Raw genomic sequence first — 16,585 nt, 5'->3', positions numbered from 1 at the left:
AGGACGGTGCAGAGTGGCGGTCACCGACGCCGCTATCGACAAGATCAAGCAGATGATCCTGTCTGGCGAGCTCGCCCCGGGCAGCAGGCTGCCCAAGGAGGCCGACCTGGCCGATCGGCTCGGACTGTCGCGCAACTCGCTGCGCGAGGCCGTCAGAGCCCTGGCCCTGATCAACGTGCTGGACGTGCGCCAGGGCGACGGCACGTACGTGACCAGCCTGGAGCCGAGGCTGCTGCTCGACGCGATGTCGTTCGTGGTCGACTTCCACCAGGACGACACCGTGCTGCAGTTCTTCCAGGTCCGGCGGATCCTGGAGCCCGCGGCGACCGCGATGGCGGCGACGTGCATGTCCGAGTCCGAGGTCGCCGAGCTGCGCAAGATCCTCGACGAGCTGCCTCCCGACCCGAGCGTCGAGCAGCTGGTCGCCAACGACCTGGAGTTCCACCAGCGCATCGCGGCGGGCTCGGGCAACGCGGTGCTGTGCTCCCTCATCGAGAGCCTCTCGGGGCCCACCACCAGGGCCAGGATCTGGCGGGGCCTCACCCAGGAGAACGCCCTGGAGAAGACCCGCGAGCAGCACACCGCGATCTGCGACGCCATCGCCGCCCGCCAGCCGGAGGTGGCGCGGGCCTGGGCCACGGTCCACATCGCCGGCGTCGAGGAGTGGCTCCGCAGCGCCCTCGCCTGACTCAGGTGAGCGCCTGCCGGGTGCGCCGCAGGAAGTCGCGCTCGGCCGCGTTGCCGGTGCGGGCGATCGCCGCCTCGTAGGCCCGCGCCGCCTCGGCGGTGCGGCCCAGACGCCGGAGCAGGTCGGCGCGGACGGCGTGGAACAGGTGGTAGCCGTCCAGGTCGAGGCCGTCGACCAGGGTGAGCGCCGCCCCCGGCCCCTCGACCTCGGCCACCGCGACCGCGCGGTTGAGGGCCGCCACCGGGTTGGGGGCCAGGGCCAGGAGCAGGTCGTACAGCGCCAGGATCTGCCACCAGTCGGTGAGGGCCGCGCTCGGCGCGTCGCTGTGGACGGCGTTGATCGCGGCCTGGATCTGGTACGGACCGGGCCGGTCGCGCCGCAGGCACCACCGGACGACGGCCTGGCCCTCGGTGATCAGGTCGCGGTCCCAGCGGCCCCGGTCCTGGTCCGCCAGCAGCACCAGGTCGCCGTCCGGCGTGGTGCGGGCGGCCCGGCGGGAGTCGACGAGCAGCATGAGCGCGAGCAGCCCCATGACCTCGGGTTCGCCGGGCATGAGCTCGGCCAGGAGCCGTCCCAGCCGGATGGCCTCCGCGCAGAGCTCCTCGCGCACCAGCCGCTCGCCCGAACTCGCCGTGTGGCCCTCGTTGAAGATGAGGTACACCACGGCCAGGACGGCCCGCAGCCGGTCAGGGAGATCGGCCTCGGCCGGGACACGGTACGGGATCCCCGCGTCACGGATCTTGTTCTTGGCCCGGACCAGGCGCTGGGCCATGGTCGGCTCGGGCACCAGGAAGGTCCTGGCGATCTCGGCGGTGGTGAGCCCGCCCAGCAGCCGCAGGGTCAGCGCGACCCGGGCGTTGGCGGCGAGCGCGGGATGGCAGCAGGTGAAGATCAGGCGGAGCCGGTCGTCGCGCACGGCGCTCTCCTCCAGCGGTTCGTCCCCGGCGTGCAGCAGGGCCGCCTGGGCGTGACGGTCCTGGCGGGTCGCCTCCCGGCGGAAGCGGTCGATCGCCCTGTTGCGGGCGGTGGTGATGATCCACCCCGCCGGGCTCGGCGGCAGGCCGGTGGAGGGCCACCGGCCCGCCGCGACGGTGAACGCGTCCTGGACCGCCTCCTCGGCGAGATCGATGTCGCCGAGGAGACGCACCAGGACCGCGACCGCGCGCCCGTACTCGGCACGGAACACGCGGTCGATCTCCGAGGCGGGGACGCCCGGCATACCGGACGTCAGCCGTCCACCTCGCCCTGGAACGGCCGCACCTCGATCGGGAGGAGGCCGATCGCCAGGGCGAGCCTGCGACCCCATTCGAGCGCCGCGTCGAGGTCGGGCGCCCTGACGACCGTGAACCCGCCGAGGTGTTCCTTGCCCTCGGTGTACGGGCCGTCGGTCATGAGCGTGTCGCCGTCCTTCACCCGGATCACGGTCGCCGTGTCCGGGGAGTGCAGGCCGCCGGAGAAGACCCACGCACCGGCGTCCTTCATCTCCTGTTCCAGGATCTCCAGATTCCGGGCGATCGGCCCCAGTACCTCGGGACCGGGAGAACCTCCGCCGGGCTGGTAAATGCTGAGCAGATACTGTTTCATCGCGCGTTCCTCCTGGACGACCGGTGCGGCGCCGTCGCCGCCTTCCTACCCGTCACACGAACGGCGCCGGGCGCATTCGACACCGGGCGCGGCGTCCTTCGAAGATATTTCCGCCCCGACACGGAACCGTGCTCAGACGCCGAGCCGGGTTTCCCCTCTCGTTCGCCTGTGTTCGCAGGTGTCGTGACCATCTCCGTCCCCAAGAACACGATCTTCCCGGAACCGGCGCTCCGGGTGGATCGGCTCCCCGGAGGCTGAGCATGCACCCCGCGGAGGGCCCCGAGCCGCCGGACGGAGAACTCACGACCACGGACTCGGAGGGGAGGTGGGACCAAAACACTTTCCTCAGGCAATACATTAACCAGGTAAAGATTTATGGCCGACTCCTCCGGCCGAACGATTGGAGTACGCCATGCGCATCGGTGTCGCGCTGCCCACCGATCACACGCGGCTGTCCGCCGCGGCCAACTCCGTCGACACCCTGGTCGGCGAGGTGAGGGAACTCGCCGCCGCGGGGCTGACCTCGGCCTGGTTCACCCAGCGGTTCGACCACGACGCCATCACGGTGGCCGCGCTGGCCGCGCGCGAGGTGCCCGGCATCGACGTCGGCACCGCGATCGTGCCGATCTACCCGCGGCACCCGATCGCGATGTCGATGCAGGCCCAGACCGCACAGGCGGCCGGCCACGGGCGCTTCACGCTGGGCGTCGGGCTGTCGATCAAGTCGTTCGTCGAGGAGACCTACGGGATCGCGCCGCACCCCAGGATCCGGCATCTGCGGGAGTACCTGGAGGTGCTGCGCGACCTCTTCGAGAACGGCACCGCGAACCTGGGCGGCGAGACGCTGGTCGCCAGGACCTCCCTACCGGCGAGCGTGCCGGGCGCGCGGCCGCGGGTGCCGGTGCTGGTCGCGGCGGCGGGCGAGCAGACCCTGCGCGCCGCGGGCGAACTCGCCGACGGCGCGCTGCCGATCCTGTCCGGCCCGCGCACGCTGGCCGAGTACACCGTGCCGACCATCGCCCGGTACGCGGAGGCGGCCGGGCGGCCGGCGCCCCGGGTCGCCGCGATCGTCTCCGGCGTGGTGACCGCCGACGTGGCGGGCGCCCGGGCCCGCGCGGAGGAGAACATGGGGTACTACGGGACCATCCCGTCCTATCGCGCGGCACTGGACCGCGAGGGCGTCGACCATCCCGCCGATCTGGTGGCGATCGGAGACGAGGAACTCCTCGCGGACCAGGTGACCGCGTACTTCGAGGCGGGCGTGACCGAACTCGTCTACACCCAGACCGCGATCGGTTCCGCGGAGGACGAGCGCCGCACCTGGAAACTGCTCGGCGAGCTGGCCTCAGGACACCGGCACGGACCGGCGGCGGTGCCCGCCGCGAGAGGGGAACGACACGATGACGACGATGCTCGCGCAGATCGGTGACCTGCACCTGGACGACGGCGAACGGACGACCCGGCGCGCCACCCGGATCATGGACTACCTGCGGGCCCTGCCCCGCCTCCCCGACGCCGTGCTGGTCACCGGGACATCACCGACCACGGCGATGAGTCCGAGGCGGAGTGCAGCCGTTCCGGACAGCGAACCTCCAATAGAACACACCAGACCGGTGCCGACGTAATCGTGGCGGTCAGTTCTCACGCCCACGCCGACGAGACGGCTTCGCAAGATCACGACAACGAGCCACCGGATCGTCGATTTCCGTCAGGTTCGGGCCGGCGCCGTCACCATCACAGCAAGCGGGCTTGGTGCGCTCGCCCACCGGCGGTTCGTGCAGCCCGCACACCTGCCACAGCGAGGTGTAGACGTCATGTGTGCGGTTGCGCTCGTCATGAGGTCCCAACATCAGAATCCATGAACGGCCCAGGCCCTCGAACGCGACCACGACGCGCATGGCCGCTCTCAAGTGCTTGACGCACAGGCGGTTCACCGGAATCTCTCCGGTGAGTCGATAGCCGAGAGCCGCGCAACCTCGCGCTTCCAGATCACCGACGAAAGCGACGAAGGCTCTCAGGTCAGCTCCGCGCAACGTCTCGGCCTGCTTCTCCGCGAGAACGGAGAGATAGACCTCAGTCTTCGTCAGCGGCCGGTTCCGAGTTCCTGGAACCCCACTCCGCCCGGATCTCCCGCCACGGGCGGCCCTCGTTCTGGCTCATCTGCCGAAGACCGTCAGCCAGCTGGTCACTCTCCAGAAACTCCTGGTCCTGCAAGCGGCGCCAGACGGCCTCGGCGAGATTGCGGGTACGGCCGACCCGGCGCAGGTCCTGGACAAGGGTCGCCACGGCGTAAAGGCGTTCGGCCTCAAGCATCAGTCGTGGCTTTCCCCTGACCTGCGTGAGCAGCCCTTCCCCGACCCATGCGCGAACCGTCTTCTCGTCAACACCAAGGAGCTTGGCCGCGACCGTCGCTCGCACCGGCTCGGCATGAGCGAGCAGGTCGTGAACGACTTCCCTGACCGTGTCACGAGTGTCGGCCTCGTGGGTGCTGGCGGCCACTCCGTCCAGTCGCTGCGCCTGGTCGAACAGGGCCAGTGCGGCCCGCTCCTCGACCTCTTTCCTGCGAAGGGTCTGCGTCGCACCGGCCCTCTCGTGATCGCCCCGCGCCGACGCCGCCCGATGCTTCCGTTTTTTGACCGCTCCCGCCGAAGCTTTCCCGGGCTTGGCATCAACCATGAGGAGGCCTCCTTCCCGCCTCATACTACTCCCTGATTCTGGCCCAAAATCGGGAATCAGCAGGATCTCGGGCTCCCCTGCCGCGGCGCGTTCAGGGGATGAGGCCTTCGGCGGCGAGGTCGGCCCACAGGGCCTCGGGGACGGGCTTGGCGGTCAGTTCCGCGTTGCGGGTCACCTCGGCGGCGGAGCGGGCGCCGATGACCACGCTGGCGACGGCGGGGTGGCGCAGGGGGAAGGCGAGGGCCGCCTGGGGCAGGGTGACGTCGTGGCGCTCGCAGACGGCGGCGATGCGGCGGGCGCGCTCCAGGAGCGGGCCGGGGGCGGGGGCGTAGTCGTAGGTGCCCGACGGGTCGTGGGTGGCCAGCAGGCCGCTGTTGAACACCCCGGCGGCGAGCACCGAGACGCCGCGCTCGGCGCACAGCGGCAGCAGCTCGTCCTCGCCCGACTGGTCGAGGAGGGTGTAGCGCCCGGCGAGCATGACCATGTCGACATCGGTCTCGCGGACGAACCGGGCGAGCATTCCCGTCTGGTTCATGCCGGCCCCGACGGCCTTGACGACGCCCTGGTCGCGCAGCTCGGCCAGGGCCGGGTACGCCTCGGAGACGGCCTGCTCCCAGTGGTCGTCCGGGTCGTGGATCAAGGCGATGTCGACCGCGTCGAGACCGAGCCGCTCCAGGCTCTCCTCCAGCGACCGCAGCACCCCGCCCCGCGAGAAGTCCCACACCCGGCGCAGGTCGGCGGGAACGTCGAAGCCCTGGTCGTCCCGGCCGAAGGGGCCCTCGCCGGTGGCGGGCACGAGCAGGCGGCCGACCTTGGTGGACAGGGCGTAGGAGTCGCGGGGCCTCTCCGCCAGGGCGGCGCCGAGACGCCGCTCCGACAGGCCGAGCCCGTAGTGGGGCGCGGTGTCGAACAGGCGGATCCCCGCCTCGTAGGCCGCGTCCACCGCCGCGCGCGCCGTGTCCTCGCCGACCTCCGAGAACAGGTTCCCGATCGGGGCCGTGCCGAAGCCGTATCTGCTGACCTGCACCGCTTGCTCCGTTCTGTACGGCTTCATGGCTCTCATGCCGCTTGATGCATTTGTATCGCTTCATGCCTCGCGGGTGGTCATCCATTTCCACACGTGTCCGCGTGGGCTCCACCACCCGTACGGGCCCAGGGTTTCGCGCGGGCCTCGCGCCCGTACGGCTTCACGTCCCCGTACGGGCTGCGCGTCCACGCGGCTCACGCCCCGTCGAAGGCTCCCGCCCTTGTCGAAGGCTCACGCCCCTGCGCCAAAGGCTCACGCCCCCGTCGAGGCGGCCGCGTCAGTCTTGGGCCTTGCCGCCCGCCAGGCGGCTGATCATCAGGGCGACCAGGATGATCGAGCCGTAGACGAGCTGCTTCCACTCGCCGGGGACGCCCTTCAGGGTCAGGATGTTCTCGACGAGGCCGATCACCAGGACACCGGTGAGCGCGCCGAGGATCGTCCCCTTGCCGCCGTCCATGCTGACGCCGCCGATGACGGCCGCGGCGAAGGCCATGAAGATCCAGCCGACGCCCTGGTTGGCGCTGATGCCGCCCAGCCGGCCGGTCTCCAGCACTCCGGCGAGCGCGGCGACGATCCCGCCGATGACGAAGACGACCCAGAGGACCCGCTCGACCCTGATGCCGGCCGCGCGGGCGGCGTCGGCGTTGCCGCCGATGGCGTAGAGCGAGCGGCCACCCCGGAAGTAGCCGAGGGCGACGATGGCCACCGCGAAGAGGACGCCGGTGATCCAGATGGCCGCCGGCAGGCCGAGCCAGCGGGCGCTGCCGAGGTAGAGGAACGACTCGGGCAGCTCGAACAGGCTCTTGCCCTGGGTGAGACCCAGCTGGAGGCCGTGCACGACGATCATCATGGCCAGCGTGACGATGAAGGCCGACAGCTGGAACCGCAGGATCAGGAAGCCGTTGAAGGCGCCGACCAGGCCGCCGACCAGCAGGCACAGCGGGATGGCCAGGATGCCGGGCAGCTCCAGGCCGAACCCTCCGGCCGCCACCGGGATGACCAGCATCACGCCGAAGGCGGGCGCCATGCCGACCGTGGACTCCAGCGACAGGTCGAACTTGCCCGCGATCAGGATCAGCGCCTCGGCGAGGACCACCAGCGCCAGGGCCGACTGCTGCTGCAGCACGTTGGTCAGGTTGCCCGTGGTGAGGAAGACCGGGTCCACGAAGGAGCCGGCGATCAGCAGAACGACGATCACCGGGACCAGGGTGAGGTCGCGGAACCGCCCGAGCTGGACGCGGCGGCCCTGCGGGGCCGCCAGCACGGGCGGGGGGGTCTTTGTCGTGGTCATGAGTGCTCGATACCTTCCATCGCCGCCACCAGCTCGTTGTCGGTCCAGCCGCGCGGCACGTCCTTGACGATCCTGCCGTGGAACATGACGAGGACGCGATCGCAGATTCGCAGGTCGTCGAGCTCGTCGGAGACCAGGACGGCCCCCGCCCCCCGCTCGGCCGCGTCCTCCACGGCGCCGAGCAGGGAGTGCTTCGCCTTGACGTCCACCCCGGCGGTCGGGTTGATCACCACGAGCGCGTTCGGGTCGTCGGCGAGCGCCCTGGCCAGCACCACCTTCTGGGCGTTGCCGCCGGACAGGTCGGCCACCTGCTGGTCGGGGCCCGTCGTCTTGATGTCCAGCAGGTCGATCATCCGGGTGCCGCGCTCGCGGCGGCGGGCCGGGGAGACCACGCCGTAGCGGCCGAGCTTGTGGGCGATCGGGATGGTCGCGTTCTCGGCGATCGAGAGCAGCGGCACGAAACCCTGGTGGTGCCTGTCCTGGGGGACGAACCCGAGCCCGGCGCGGAGCGCGGAGGGCACGTCGCCCTGCCTGATGTCGGTGCCGTTGACGGTCACCGTCCCGGTGTCGGCCCGGTGCAGGCCGACCAGGGTCTCGGCGAGACCGACCTTGCCGCTGCTGCCGGAACCGGCGAGGCCGACGATCTCCCCCGCCCTGACGGCGAGGTCCACGTCCTCGTAGCGCCCGGCGAGACTGAGTGCCCGCGCGGACAGCACCACGGGGGCCGAGGGGGCGACCGTCCGGGTGCGGTACTCGTAGGCGGCGGTGGCCTCGCCGGTCATCGCGTCCACGAGCCGGTCGTGGGGCAGGTCGCCGACCGGGGCGGTGACGATGTGCCGGGCGTCACGGAAGACCGAGACGCTCTGGCAGATCTCGTACACCTCCTCCAGGTGGTGGGAGATGAACATCATCGTGACGCCCTGCTCGCGCAGGGAGCGCATCCGGTCGAAGAGCCGCTGGATGGCCGGGCCGTCGAGCTGCGCGGTGGGCTCGTCCAGGATGATGAACCGGGCGCCGAACGACAGCGCCCTGGCGATCTCCAGCAACTGGCGCTGCTCGACCCCCAGGTCTCCGGCCATGGTCTCCGCGTCGACGTCCACGCCGTACTGCTCGAGCAACTGGCGGGCCCGCGTGCGAAGGCTCCGCCAGCTGATCCTGCCCCGCTCCGTCTGGCGGTTCAGGAAGAGGTTCTCCGCGACGGACAGGGTGGGGATGATCGTCGACTTCTGGTAGACGCACGCGACCCTCTGCCGCCAGGCGTCCCGGTCGGCCGGCGGCGGCGCGGGCTGCCCGGCGAAGCGGACCTCGCCCTCGTCGGGACGCTGGAGCCCGGTCAGGATCGACACCAGCGTGGACTTGCCCGCGCCGTTCCTGCCGACGAGCGCGTGCGTCTCCCCCTCGCTGATGGCGATCCCGGCACCGTTGAGCGCGGTGGTCGGGCCGAAGCGCTTGGTGATCCCAAGCGCCTCGACTGCCTTGACGGAAGATGTCATCACTTGACCTGGTTACCCCAGAGAGCCTGGTCGTCCACGTTCTCCTTGGTGACCAGGGGAGCGGGGAGCTGGTCCTCGAGACCGTTCGGCAGCTGGATGATCGTGCTGTCGTGGTCGGTCGGGCCGGGCTGGAAGGTCTTGCCCTCGGCCGCGGCCTTGGCGTAGAAGAGCGCGTACTTGGCGTAGAGGTCGGCCGGCTGGGAGACCGTGGCGTCGATCTCGCCCTTGCGGATCGCCTCGAACTCCTGCGGGATGCCGTCGTTGGAGATCACGAAGACGTGCTTGGGGTCCTCCGGCGGCACGATCAGGCCCTTGGCCTTGAGCACCTGGAGGGTGGGGGCCAGGTGGACGCCTCCGGCGTGCATGTAGACGCCCTTGATGTCCGGGTGCTGCTCGAGACGGGTCTGGAGCATGGAGGCGGCCTTCGTGCCCTCCCACTCGGTCGGCTCCTCGAAGACCGTGATGCCGGGGAACTTGTCCTTCATGCAGCCGCGGAACGCCTCGGCCCGGTCACGGCCGTTGATCGACGAGAGCGCGCCCATGAGCTGGACGACCTTGCCCTTGCCGCCGAGCTTCTCGCCGAGGAACTCGCACGCCTTCGTGCCGTACGCCTTGTTGTCGGCCCGCACGACCATGTAGACCTTGCCCTTGTCGGGGCGGGTGTCCACGGTGACGACGGGGATGTTCTTGCCCTCCAGCGACTGCAGCGTGGAGGCGATGGCACCGGTGTCCTGCGGGGCCATGACGATCACCTTGGCGCCCTGGCCGGTCAGGGCCTGGGTGTTGGCGACCAGCTTGGCCACGTCGTTCTGCGAGTTGGTCGGCGGCATCAGGTCGACGCCCAGCTCGGTCGCCATCTGGGGGACGTACTTGTTGTACGAGTTCCAGAAGTCGGAGTCGGTGCGGGGGAAGTCGATTCCGACCTTGGCGCCCGCGGGGGCGGCGGCCGCGTCACCGGTGGGCTGGGCCGCGGTGGTGGCGGGCTCCGACGATCCGCAGGCGGAGAGGGTGAAGGAGATCGCGAGCAGTGCCGCACCTGTCGCCGCGGGTCCGATTTTCATACCGTTGCCTCGATTCAAAGCTGTATGGGGGGTGAATTATTTCTCGACCGACGCGTGGAGCCCGGTCATGACTTCGGCCGGAGCCTGAGCCCCTGCATCCCGCCGTCCACGGCCAGGACCGTGCCGGTGGTGGCCGCCGCGAGCGGGCTCGCGAGGTAGGCGATCGCCGCGGCGACCTCCGGGGCGCTCACCAGGCGGCCCATCGGCTGGCGGGCCTCCAGGGCCGCCCGCTCGGCCGCCGGGTCCTGTGCCGCGTCGAGCAGGCGCTGCACCCAGGGGGTGTCGGCGGTGCCGGGGTTGACGCAGTTGACCCGGATGCCCTCGCGGACGTGGTCGGCCGCCATCGCCAGGGTCAGCGACTGGATGGCCCCCTTGGACGCGCTGTAGAGCGCCCGCTGGGGCAGTCCCGCCGTCGCCGCGATCGAGCAGGTGTTGACGATCGCGGCGTGCGCCGAGCGGCGCAGGTGCGGCAGGCTCGCCCGGGTGACCCGGACGATGCCCAGGACGTTGACGTCCAGGACCCTGAACCACTCCTCGTAGGGGTTGTCCTCGATCGTCCCGGCGGCGCCGATCCCGGCGTTGTTGACCAGGATGTCCAGGCCGCCGAGCCGCTCGACGGCCTGGGCGACGGCCGCGTTGACCGCCTCCTCGTCGGTGACGTCCGCCCTGACCTCGACGAACGGGCCGCCGGAGGCGTTGATGTCGAGGGAGGCCACCCTCGCGCCCCGCTCGGCGAGCAGGGTGGCGGTGGCCAGGCCGATGCCGGAGCCGCCACCGGTGACCAGGGCGCGCAGGCCGTCGAACTCACCCATTGAGGGACCTCCATACCGGGCCGTCGGGGTAGGTGTAGTCGATGATCGAGGCGGCGTGCATGGCCGCTCCGAAGCCGGGCCGGCTCGGCGCGGCGTAGGCGCCGTTCTCGATCACCACGGGATCGACGAAGTGCTCGTGGAGGTGGTCGACGTACTCGATCACCTTGCCCTCCATCGAGCCGCTGACCGCGACGTAGTCGAACATCGACAGGTGCTGCACCAGCTCGCACAGGCCGACCCCGCCCGCGTGCGGGCAGACCGGGACGCCGAACTTGGCGGCGAGCAGCAGGATCGCGACGTTCTCGTTCACGCCGGCGACGCGGGCCGCGTCGATCTGCAGGTAGGAGATCGCGCCGGCCTGCAGGAGCTGCTTGAAGACCATGCGGTTCTGCACGTGCTCGCCGGTGGCCACCGGGATGGGCGCGATGCCCCGGGCGATGGCGGCGTGGCCGAGCACGTCGTCGGGGCTGGTCGGCTCCTCCACCCAGTGCGGGCGGAACTCCGCGAGGGCGTTCACCCAGGCGATGGCGGAGTCGACGTCCCAGCGCTGGTTGGCGTCGATCGCGATGGGGAAGTCCTCGCCGCAGGTCTCGCGGGCGATGCGCATCCGCCGCCTGTCGTCCTCCAGGTCGGCGCCGACCTTCAGCTTGATCTGGGTGAAGCCCTCGTCCATCGCCTCCTTGCACAGGCGGCGCAGCTTGTCGTCGCCGTAGCCGAGCCACCCCGGGGAGGTCGTGTAGGCCGGGTAGCCGTGCTCGCGCAGGTGGGCCACGCGCTCGCGCCTGCCGGGCTCGGCGGCGCGCAGGATCTCCAGCGCCTCCCGCGGGGTGAGCGCGTCGGTGAGGTAGCGGAAGTCGACAAGCTCGACGAGCTCCTCGGGGGACATCTCGGCCAGCAGCAGCCAGAGGGGCTTGCCCGCCCGCTTGGCCTTGAGGTCCCAGAGCGCGTTGACCACGGCGGAGATCGCCATGTGCATGACGCCCTTCTCCGGGCCGAGCCAGCGCAGCTGGGAGTCGTGGACCATGTCCTTCCAGAGCGCGCCCATGTCCTCGACGTCCCTGCCGAGCACGTACGGCTCCAGGGCCCTGATCGCGGCGGTCTGCACCTCGTTGCCGCGCCCGATGGTGAAGGCGAAGCCGTGGCCCTCGAACCCGTCGTCGGTCCGCAGGACCAGGTAGGCGGCCGAGTAGTCGGGGTCGGGGTTCATCGCGTCGGAGCCGTCGAGCTCCAGCGAGGTGGGGAAGCGGATGTCGTGGGTCTCCATCGAGATGACGCGGTACGCGCCGACCCCCGCCAGAACCTCCTCCGCCGCCTCGGCCACGATGGCTTCGACCGGCGCGTCCTCGCGGGTGTCGATCCTGTCGCTCATGCCTGCCCCACGGTCTGTCGCTGGCTCCCGAGGCCGTCGATCTCCAGCTCCACGGTCTGCCCGGCGCGCAGGTACGGCGTGCCGGGCAGGCCGAGCGCGACGCCCGCCGGGGTGCCGGTGTTGATGAGGTCACCGGGTTCGAGGACCATGAACCGGCTGAGGTAGCGGACGACCTCCGCCACCGTGAAGATCATGTTCTTGGTGTCGCCGTTCTGGAACCGCGTGCCGTCCACCCACAGGCGCAGACCCAGGGCCTGCGGGTCGGCGATCTCGTCGGGGGTGACCAGCCAGGGGCCGAGCGGGTTGAAGGTCTCGCAGGACTTCCCCTTGTCCCACTGGCCGCCGCGCTCCAGCTGGAACTCGCGCTCGGAGACGTCGTTGGAGACGGCGTAGCCCGCGATCTTGGACAGTGCCTCCTCGTGCGTCTCGACGTAGCGGGCCGTCTCGCCGATGACGACGGCCAGCTCGACCTCCCAGTCGGTCTTCACGCTGTCCCTGGGGATGAGCACCTCGTCGTTGGGCCCGACGATCGTGTTGGGAGCCTTCATGAAGACGATCGGCTCGGCCGGGATCGCGGCGTTCGTCTCCTCCGCGTGGTCGCGGTAGTTGAGCCCGATGCACACGATCTTCCCTGGTCGCGCGATCGGAGCGCCGATCCGCAGCCCCTCGGCGTCCAGCACGGGAAGCTCGTCCCGCTCCAGCGCCTCTCGGACGCGAGCCACTCCCCCGGAAGCGAAGAAAGCCCCGTCGATCTCGGCTTCCGAGATTTCGCGGAGATTACCGGCCCCGTCCAGGACGGCCGGTCGCTCCTGGCCGACGGGTCCCACTCGCAGCAGCTTCACACCGCACCCTTCGTTGATACATCGGATGTCTTGTCTCGTGATGCTGAACGACGCCGAACCCCGGTGTCAACCCCTCACCGGCCGATACATCCGATCCGTTATCGAGGAGAAACCGCAGCTGACAGGGGTAATGCCGGATCGTGCCCTAATTTTGACCTCCAGTCATCGGGTTTCCTCGCGCGGACGGAAATGGAGATCATCTGGGACGTTCGCGGTGGTGAGGGGCACAAAAGTGATCAACCGTCCAGAAACATCGGAGGATGAGGCTTGTTACGGCGGAATTTCGGTGCTATCTCCTTGAAACAGTCCCGCCCTGTGATCGGAGGAATCCGTTGCCCCGCCCCCCACGACGCCGTCTCGGCGTCGCACTCCTCGCCGCTCTCACCCTCGCCACCGGGTTATACGGCCAGAGCTCGGCCAACGCGGAGCCGTCAGCAAATATGACCACGCCAAATACACCCGATGACTTGACGCTCTGGTACGACAAACCGGCCACCGACTGGGAGACCCAGGCGCTGCCGATCGGCAACGGCGCGCTGGGCGCCATGGTGTTCGGCGGCGTGAACAGCGAGCAGATCCAGTTCAACGAGAAGTCCCTGTGGACCGGCGGCCCCGGCGCGAACGGCTACGACTTCGGCAACTGGACCTCCCCCAGGCCGAACGCGATCGCCGAGGTCAGGGCACAGATCGACCGCGACGGCAGGATGTCCCCCGAGGCGGTGGCGGCCAAGCTCGGCCAGCCCAAGAGCGGCTTCGGCGCCTACCAGACCTTCGGGGACCTCTGGCTGGACATGCCCGAGATCCCCGGGAACACCGTCACCGGCTACCGACGGGAGCTGGACCTGCGCGACGCGGTCGCCAGGGTCGGCTACACCGCGAACGGGGTGACCCACTCCCGCGAGTACTTCGCCAGCCACCCCGGCAACGTCGTCGTCGGCAAGGTCTCCGCCGACAAGCGCGGCAAGGTCTCCTTCACGCTGCGCACCTCCTCGCCTCGTGACGACAAGCAGGTCTCGGTCTCCAAGGGCCGCCTCACCGTCAAGGGCGTGCTCGCCGACAACGGCATGAGGTTCGAGTCGCAGGTCCAGGTGATCACCCGGGGCGGCACCCGCACCGACGGCACCGACAAGATCACCGTCACGGACGCCGACAGCGCGGTGTTCGTGCTGTCGGCGGGCACCGACTACTCCGACGTCTACCCGGCCTACCGGACCGTGGACCCGCACGCCAAGGTGACCAAGGCGGTCGACAGGGCCTCCCGCAAGTCGTACGAGGAGCTCAGGTCCGAGCACCAGGCCGACTACCGGAAGCTGTTCGACCGGGTCGAGCTGGACCTCGGGCAGAAGACCCCGGCCATCCCGACGGACAGGCTGCGCGCGGCGTACACCGGTGGCGCCTCGGCCGACGACCGGGCGCTGGAGGCGATGTTCTTCGCCTACGGCCGCTACCTGCTGATCGCCTCCTCCAGGGAGGGGTCGCTCCCGGCCAACCTGCAGGGCGTGTGGAACAACTCCACCAATCCCCCCTGGTCGGCCGACTACCACGTCAACATCAACCTGCAGATGAACTACTGGCTCGCCGAGCAGACCAACCTCGCCGAGACGACCGAGCCGTACGACAGCTACATCCGGTCGATGGTCGCCCCCGGGCAGAAGACCGCGAAGGAGATGTTCGGGGCGCGCGGCTGGGTGGTGCACAACGAGACCAACCCGTTCGGCTTCACCGGCGTGCACAACTGGGCCACCTCGTTCTGGTTCCCCGACGCGGCGGCGTGGGTGACCCAGCAGATGTACGACCACTACCGCTTCAGCGGCGACACCAAGTACCTGCGCAAGACCGCGTACCCGGTGATGAAGGGCGCGGCCGAGTTCTGGCTGGACACCCTCTACACCGACCCGCGTGACGGCAGGCTGGTGGTCTCCCCCAGCTACTCCCCCGAGCAGGGCGACTTCACGGCGGGCGCCTCGATGTCCCAGCAGATCGTCTTCGACCTGCTGACCAACACCCTGGAGGCGGCCGAGGAGCTGAAGACCGACAAGGCCTTCCAGTCCGAGGTGAAGGCCGCGCTGGCCAAGCTCGACCCGGGCATCAGGATCGGTTCCTGGGGACAGCTCCAGGAGTGGAAGGAGGACCTGGACGACCGGGGCAACACCCACCGGCACGTCTCCCACCTGTTCGCCCTGCACCCCGGACGGCAGATCACGGCCGGCACCCCGGAGGCCGAGGCGGCCAAGATCTCGCTCACCGCGCGGGGCGACGGCGGCACCGGCTGGAGCAAGGCGTGGAAGGTCAACTTCTGGGCCCGCCTGCTGGACGGCGACCACTCGCACAAGATGCTCAGCGAGCAGCTCAAGGGCTCCACGCTGGACAACCTGTGGGACACCCACCCGCCGTTCCAGATCGACGGCAACTTCGGCGCGACCTCCGGCATCGCCGAGATGCTGCTGCAGAGCCAGCACGACACGGTCCACGTGCTGCCCGCGCTGCCGTCGGCCTGGTCCACCGGGTCGGTCACCGGCCTGCGCGCCCGGGGCGACGTGACCGTGGACGCCTCGTGGAAGGACGGCAACGCCGACAGGGTCACCGTGCACGCCGGGACGTCCGGCCCCCTCAAGGTCCGCGCCGCCATGATCGGTGGCCGCTACCACGTCGAGGACGAGCGTGGCCGGACGATCACCCCGCACCGCGACGGTGACGTCATCACCATCGACGCCAAGGCGGGCAGGTCCTACACGCTCGTCAACGAGGTGACCGTCAAGATCACCGCCCCGGTCGTCGCGGGCGCCGGCGAGTCGATCCCGGTCACCGTCACCGTCACCGCGACCGGCCGGGAGAACGTGCCCGCCGGCACGCTGACCCTCGCCCTGCCGCAGGGCTGGACCGCCGCCCCCGCCTCGATCGAGGTGCCCGCCGTCTCGCCGGGCAACCCGAAGACCTTCACGTTCTCGGTGGCCGTCGGTCCCGCGAACGGGACCAGGTCCGCGCGGGTCGCGGCGGAGCTGTCGGGAAGCGGCTGGAAGGCCGGCGGCTCGGCGGCCGTCGGCCTCAACCCGTGCGTCTCCCCCCCGGCGGACCGGGCCGTCGTCGCCTGGGACCCGACGTCGGGAACGACCGTCACCGACACCTCCGGCAGCGGCAGGAACGCCACCGTCGTCGGCGGCGCGACCTACGACACCGGGGCCCCGAGCGGCAGCGGGCTGGTCCTGAACGGCTCGACCTACCTCACCACCGGGAACACCCTGCTGGGCTACCTGCCCGAGGCGACGTTCGCGGCCGAGGTCAAGATCGAGGGGACCGGCTACCGGCGACTCTTCGACTCCCAGCCCGGCGGCAACCCGGGCACCGACGGGATCATCGTCGACCTCACCCCCTCCAACACCCTGCGCTTCATCGGCGCCGGGCAGAACGTGGGGCTGAGCGGGACGATCCCGACCGGCCGCTACATCGACCTCGTCGTCACCATGGACCGCAACGGCGTGATCAACGCCTACGTCGACGGCACCCGGGTCGGCGGCGGCACGGCCACCAACGACGGCATCACCGGCTGCACCTCCCGGCCGCTGCGCTTCGGCGCCGACCAGGACGGCGGCCAGCGCCTGAGCGGCGCGGTCGACCGCATGGCCATCCTGCCGAAGGCCCTGACCGCCGCGGAGGTGGGAACCTGGCGCGACATCGCGTTCTGACCCCGGCGCTCCCGTACGCGGTCCACCCCCGGTTCCCCCGTCGGAACCGGTTCTGAATC

At 70.3% G+C, this 16,585-nt stretch carries 15 protein-coding genes; 4 read left to right on the top strand and 11 right to left on the bottom strand.

Annotation, left to right across the window (positions count from 1 at the left end; translation table 11 throughout):
- The first annotated feature begins 13 nt into the window (after positions 1-13).
- Positions 14-688 (top strand): FadR/GntR family transcriptional regulator, encoded by a 675-nt coding sequence (locus ACTOQ3_RS17640; protein WP_440084469.1) that lies wholly within the window; start codon positions 14-16, stop codon positions 686-688.
- Between the two features lies 1 nt (position 689).
- Here the strand turns inward: ACTOQ3_RS17640 and ACTOQ3_RS17635 are convergent, their stop codons facing one another.
- A complete protein-coding gene (locus ACTOQ3_RS17635; protein ID WP_440084468.1) occupies positions 690-1,907 on the bottom strand; it encodes an RNA polymerase sigma factor in 1,218 nt (405 codons plus the stop codon).
- An 8-nt stretch (positions 1,908-1,915) separates the two neighbouring features.
- The gene (locus ACTOQ3_RS17630; protein ID WP_440084467.1) at positions 1,916-2,272 is read right to left on the bottom strand and encodes a YciI family protein; all 357 of its coding nucleotides are present in this window, start codon (positions 2,270-2,272) and stop codon (positions 1,916-1,918) included.
- 412 nt (positions 2,273-2,684) lie between these two features.
- Between ACTOQ3_RS17630 and ACTOQ3_RS17625 the strand changes: the two genes are divergently transcribed.
- Entirely contained in the window at positions 2,685-3,701 is a 1,017-nt protein-coding gene (locus ACTOQ3_RS17625) for a TIGR03564 family F420-dependent LLM class oxidoreductase (RefSeq protein ID WP_440084466.1), read from the top strand.
- A complete protein-coding gene (locus ACTOQ3_RS17620) occupies positions 3,673-3,897 on the top strand; it encodes a hypothetical protein (RefSeq protein ID WP_440084465.1) in 225 nt (74 codons plus the stop codon). Before ACTOQ3_RS17625 ends, ACTOQ3_RS17620 begins: the two co-directional genes overlap by 29 nt.
- A 9-nt stretch (positions 3,898-3,906) precedes the next feature.
- Here the strand turns inward: ACTOQ3_RS17620 and ACTOQ3_RS17615 are convergent, their stop codons facing one another.
- From ACTOQ3_RS17615 to ACTOQ3_RS17575, 9 genes are all read right to left on the bottom strand, one after another.
- The gene (locus tag ACTOQ3_RS17615) at positions 3,907-4,305 is read right to left on the bottom strand and encodes a hypothetical protein (RefSeq protein WP_440084464.1); all 399 of its coding nucleotides are present in this window, start codon (positions 4,303-4,305) and stop codon (positions 3,907-3,909) included.
- Between the two features lie 40 nt (positions 4,306-4,345).
- Positions 4,346-4,948 carry a hypothetical protein gene (locus ACTOQ3_RS17610; protein ID WP_440084463.1) on the bottom strand — a complete coding sequence of 201 codons (603 nt, stop codon included), beginning with the start codon at positions 4,946-4,948 and terminating at the stop codon, positions 4,346-4,348.
- Between the two features lie 91 nt (positions 4,949-5,039).
- Complete coding sequence (locus ACTOQ3_RS17605) at positions 5,040-5,975, bottom strand: aldo/keto reductase (RefSeq protein WP_440084462.1); 936 nt, start codon at positions 5,973-5,975, stop codon at positions 5,040-5,042.
- Between the two features lie 277 nt (positions 5,976-6,252).
- Entirely contained in the window at positions 6,253-7,266 is a 1,014-nt protein-coding gene (locus tag ACTOQ3_RS17600; RefSeq protein WP_440084461.1) for an ABC transporter permease, read from the bottom strand.
- A complete protein-coding gene (locus ACTOQ3_RS17595) occupies positions 7,263-8,759 on the bottom strand; it encodes a sugar ABC transporter ATP-binding protein (protein ID WP_440084460.1) in 1,497 nt (498 codons plus the stop codon). Before ACTOQ3_RS17595 ends, ACTOQ3_RS17600 begins: the two co-directional genes overlap by 4 nt.
- On the bottom strand, positions 8,759-9,820 hold the full coding sequence (locus tag ACTOQ3_RS17590; protein WP_440084459.1) for a sugar ABC transporter substrate-binding protein: 1,062 nt from the start codon (positions 9,818-9,820) through the stop codon (positions 8,759-8,761). Before ACTOQ3_RS17590 ends, ACTOQ3_RS17595 begins: the two co-directional genes overlap by 1 nt.
- A 65-nt stretch (positions 9,821-9,885) precedes the next feature.
- A complete protein-coding gene (locus tag ACTOQ3_RS17585) occupies positions 9,886-10,632 on the bottom strand; it encodes an SDR family NAD(P)-dependent oxidoreductase (protein WP_440084458.1) in 747 nt (248 codons plus the stop codon).
- Positions 10,625-12,001, bottom strand: a complete 1,377-nt coding sequence (locus ACTOQ3_RS17580) for an L-fuconate dehydratase (RefSeq protein ID WP_440084457.1) — start codon at positions 11,999-12,001, stop codon at positions 10,625-10,627. Before ACTOQ3_RS17580 ends, ACTOQ3_RS17585 begins: the two co-directional genes overlap by 8 nt.
- Complete coding sequence (locus tag ACTOQ3_RS17575; RefSeq protein ID WP_440084456.1) at positions 11,998-12,843, bottom strand: fumarylacetoacetate hydrolase family protein; 846 nt, start codon at positions 12,841-12,843, stop codon at positions 11,998-12,000. Before ACTOQ3_RS17575 ends, ACTOQ3_RS17580 begins: the two co-directional genes overlap by 4 nt.
- A gap of 467 nt (positions 12,844-13,310) precedes the next feature.
- Between ACTOQ3_RS17575 and ACTOQ3_RS17570 the strand changes: the two genes are divergently transcribed.
- Positions 13,311-16,526: a glycosyl hydrolase family 95 catalytic domain-containing protein gene (locus ACTOQ3_RS17570; RefSeq protein WP_440084455.1), complete on the top strand. Its 3,216-nt coding sequence runs from the start codon at positions 13,311-13,313 to the stop codon at positions 16,524-16,526.
- The last annotated feature ends 59 nt before the right edge of the window (positions 16,527-16,585 follow it).

The organism is Streptosporangium sp. LJ11 (assembly GCF_051918945.1).
GTDB lineage: Bacteria > Actinomycetota > Actinomycetes > Streptosporangiales > Streptosporangiaceae > Streptosporangium.
The sequence above is the reverse complement of the archived record's forward strand: the minus strand, read 5'-3'. Positions and strand labels throughout refer to the sequence as shown.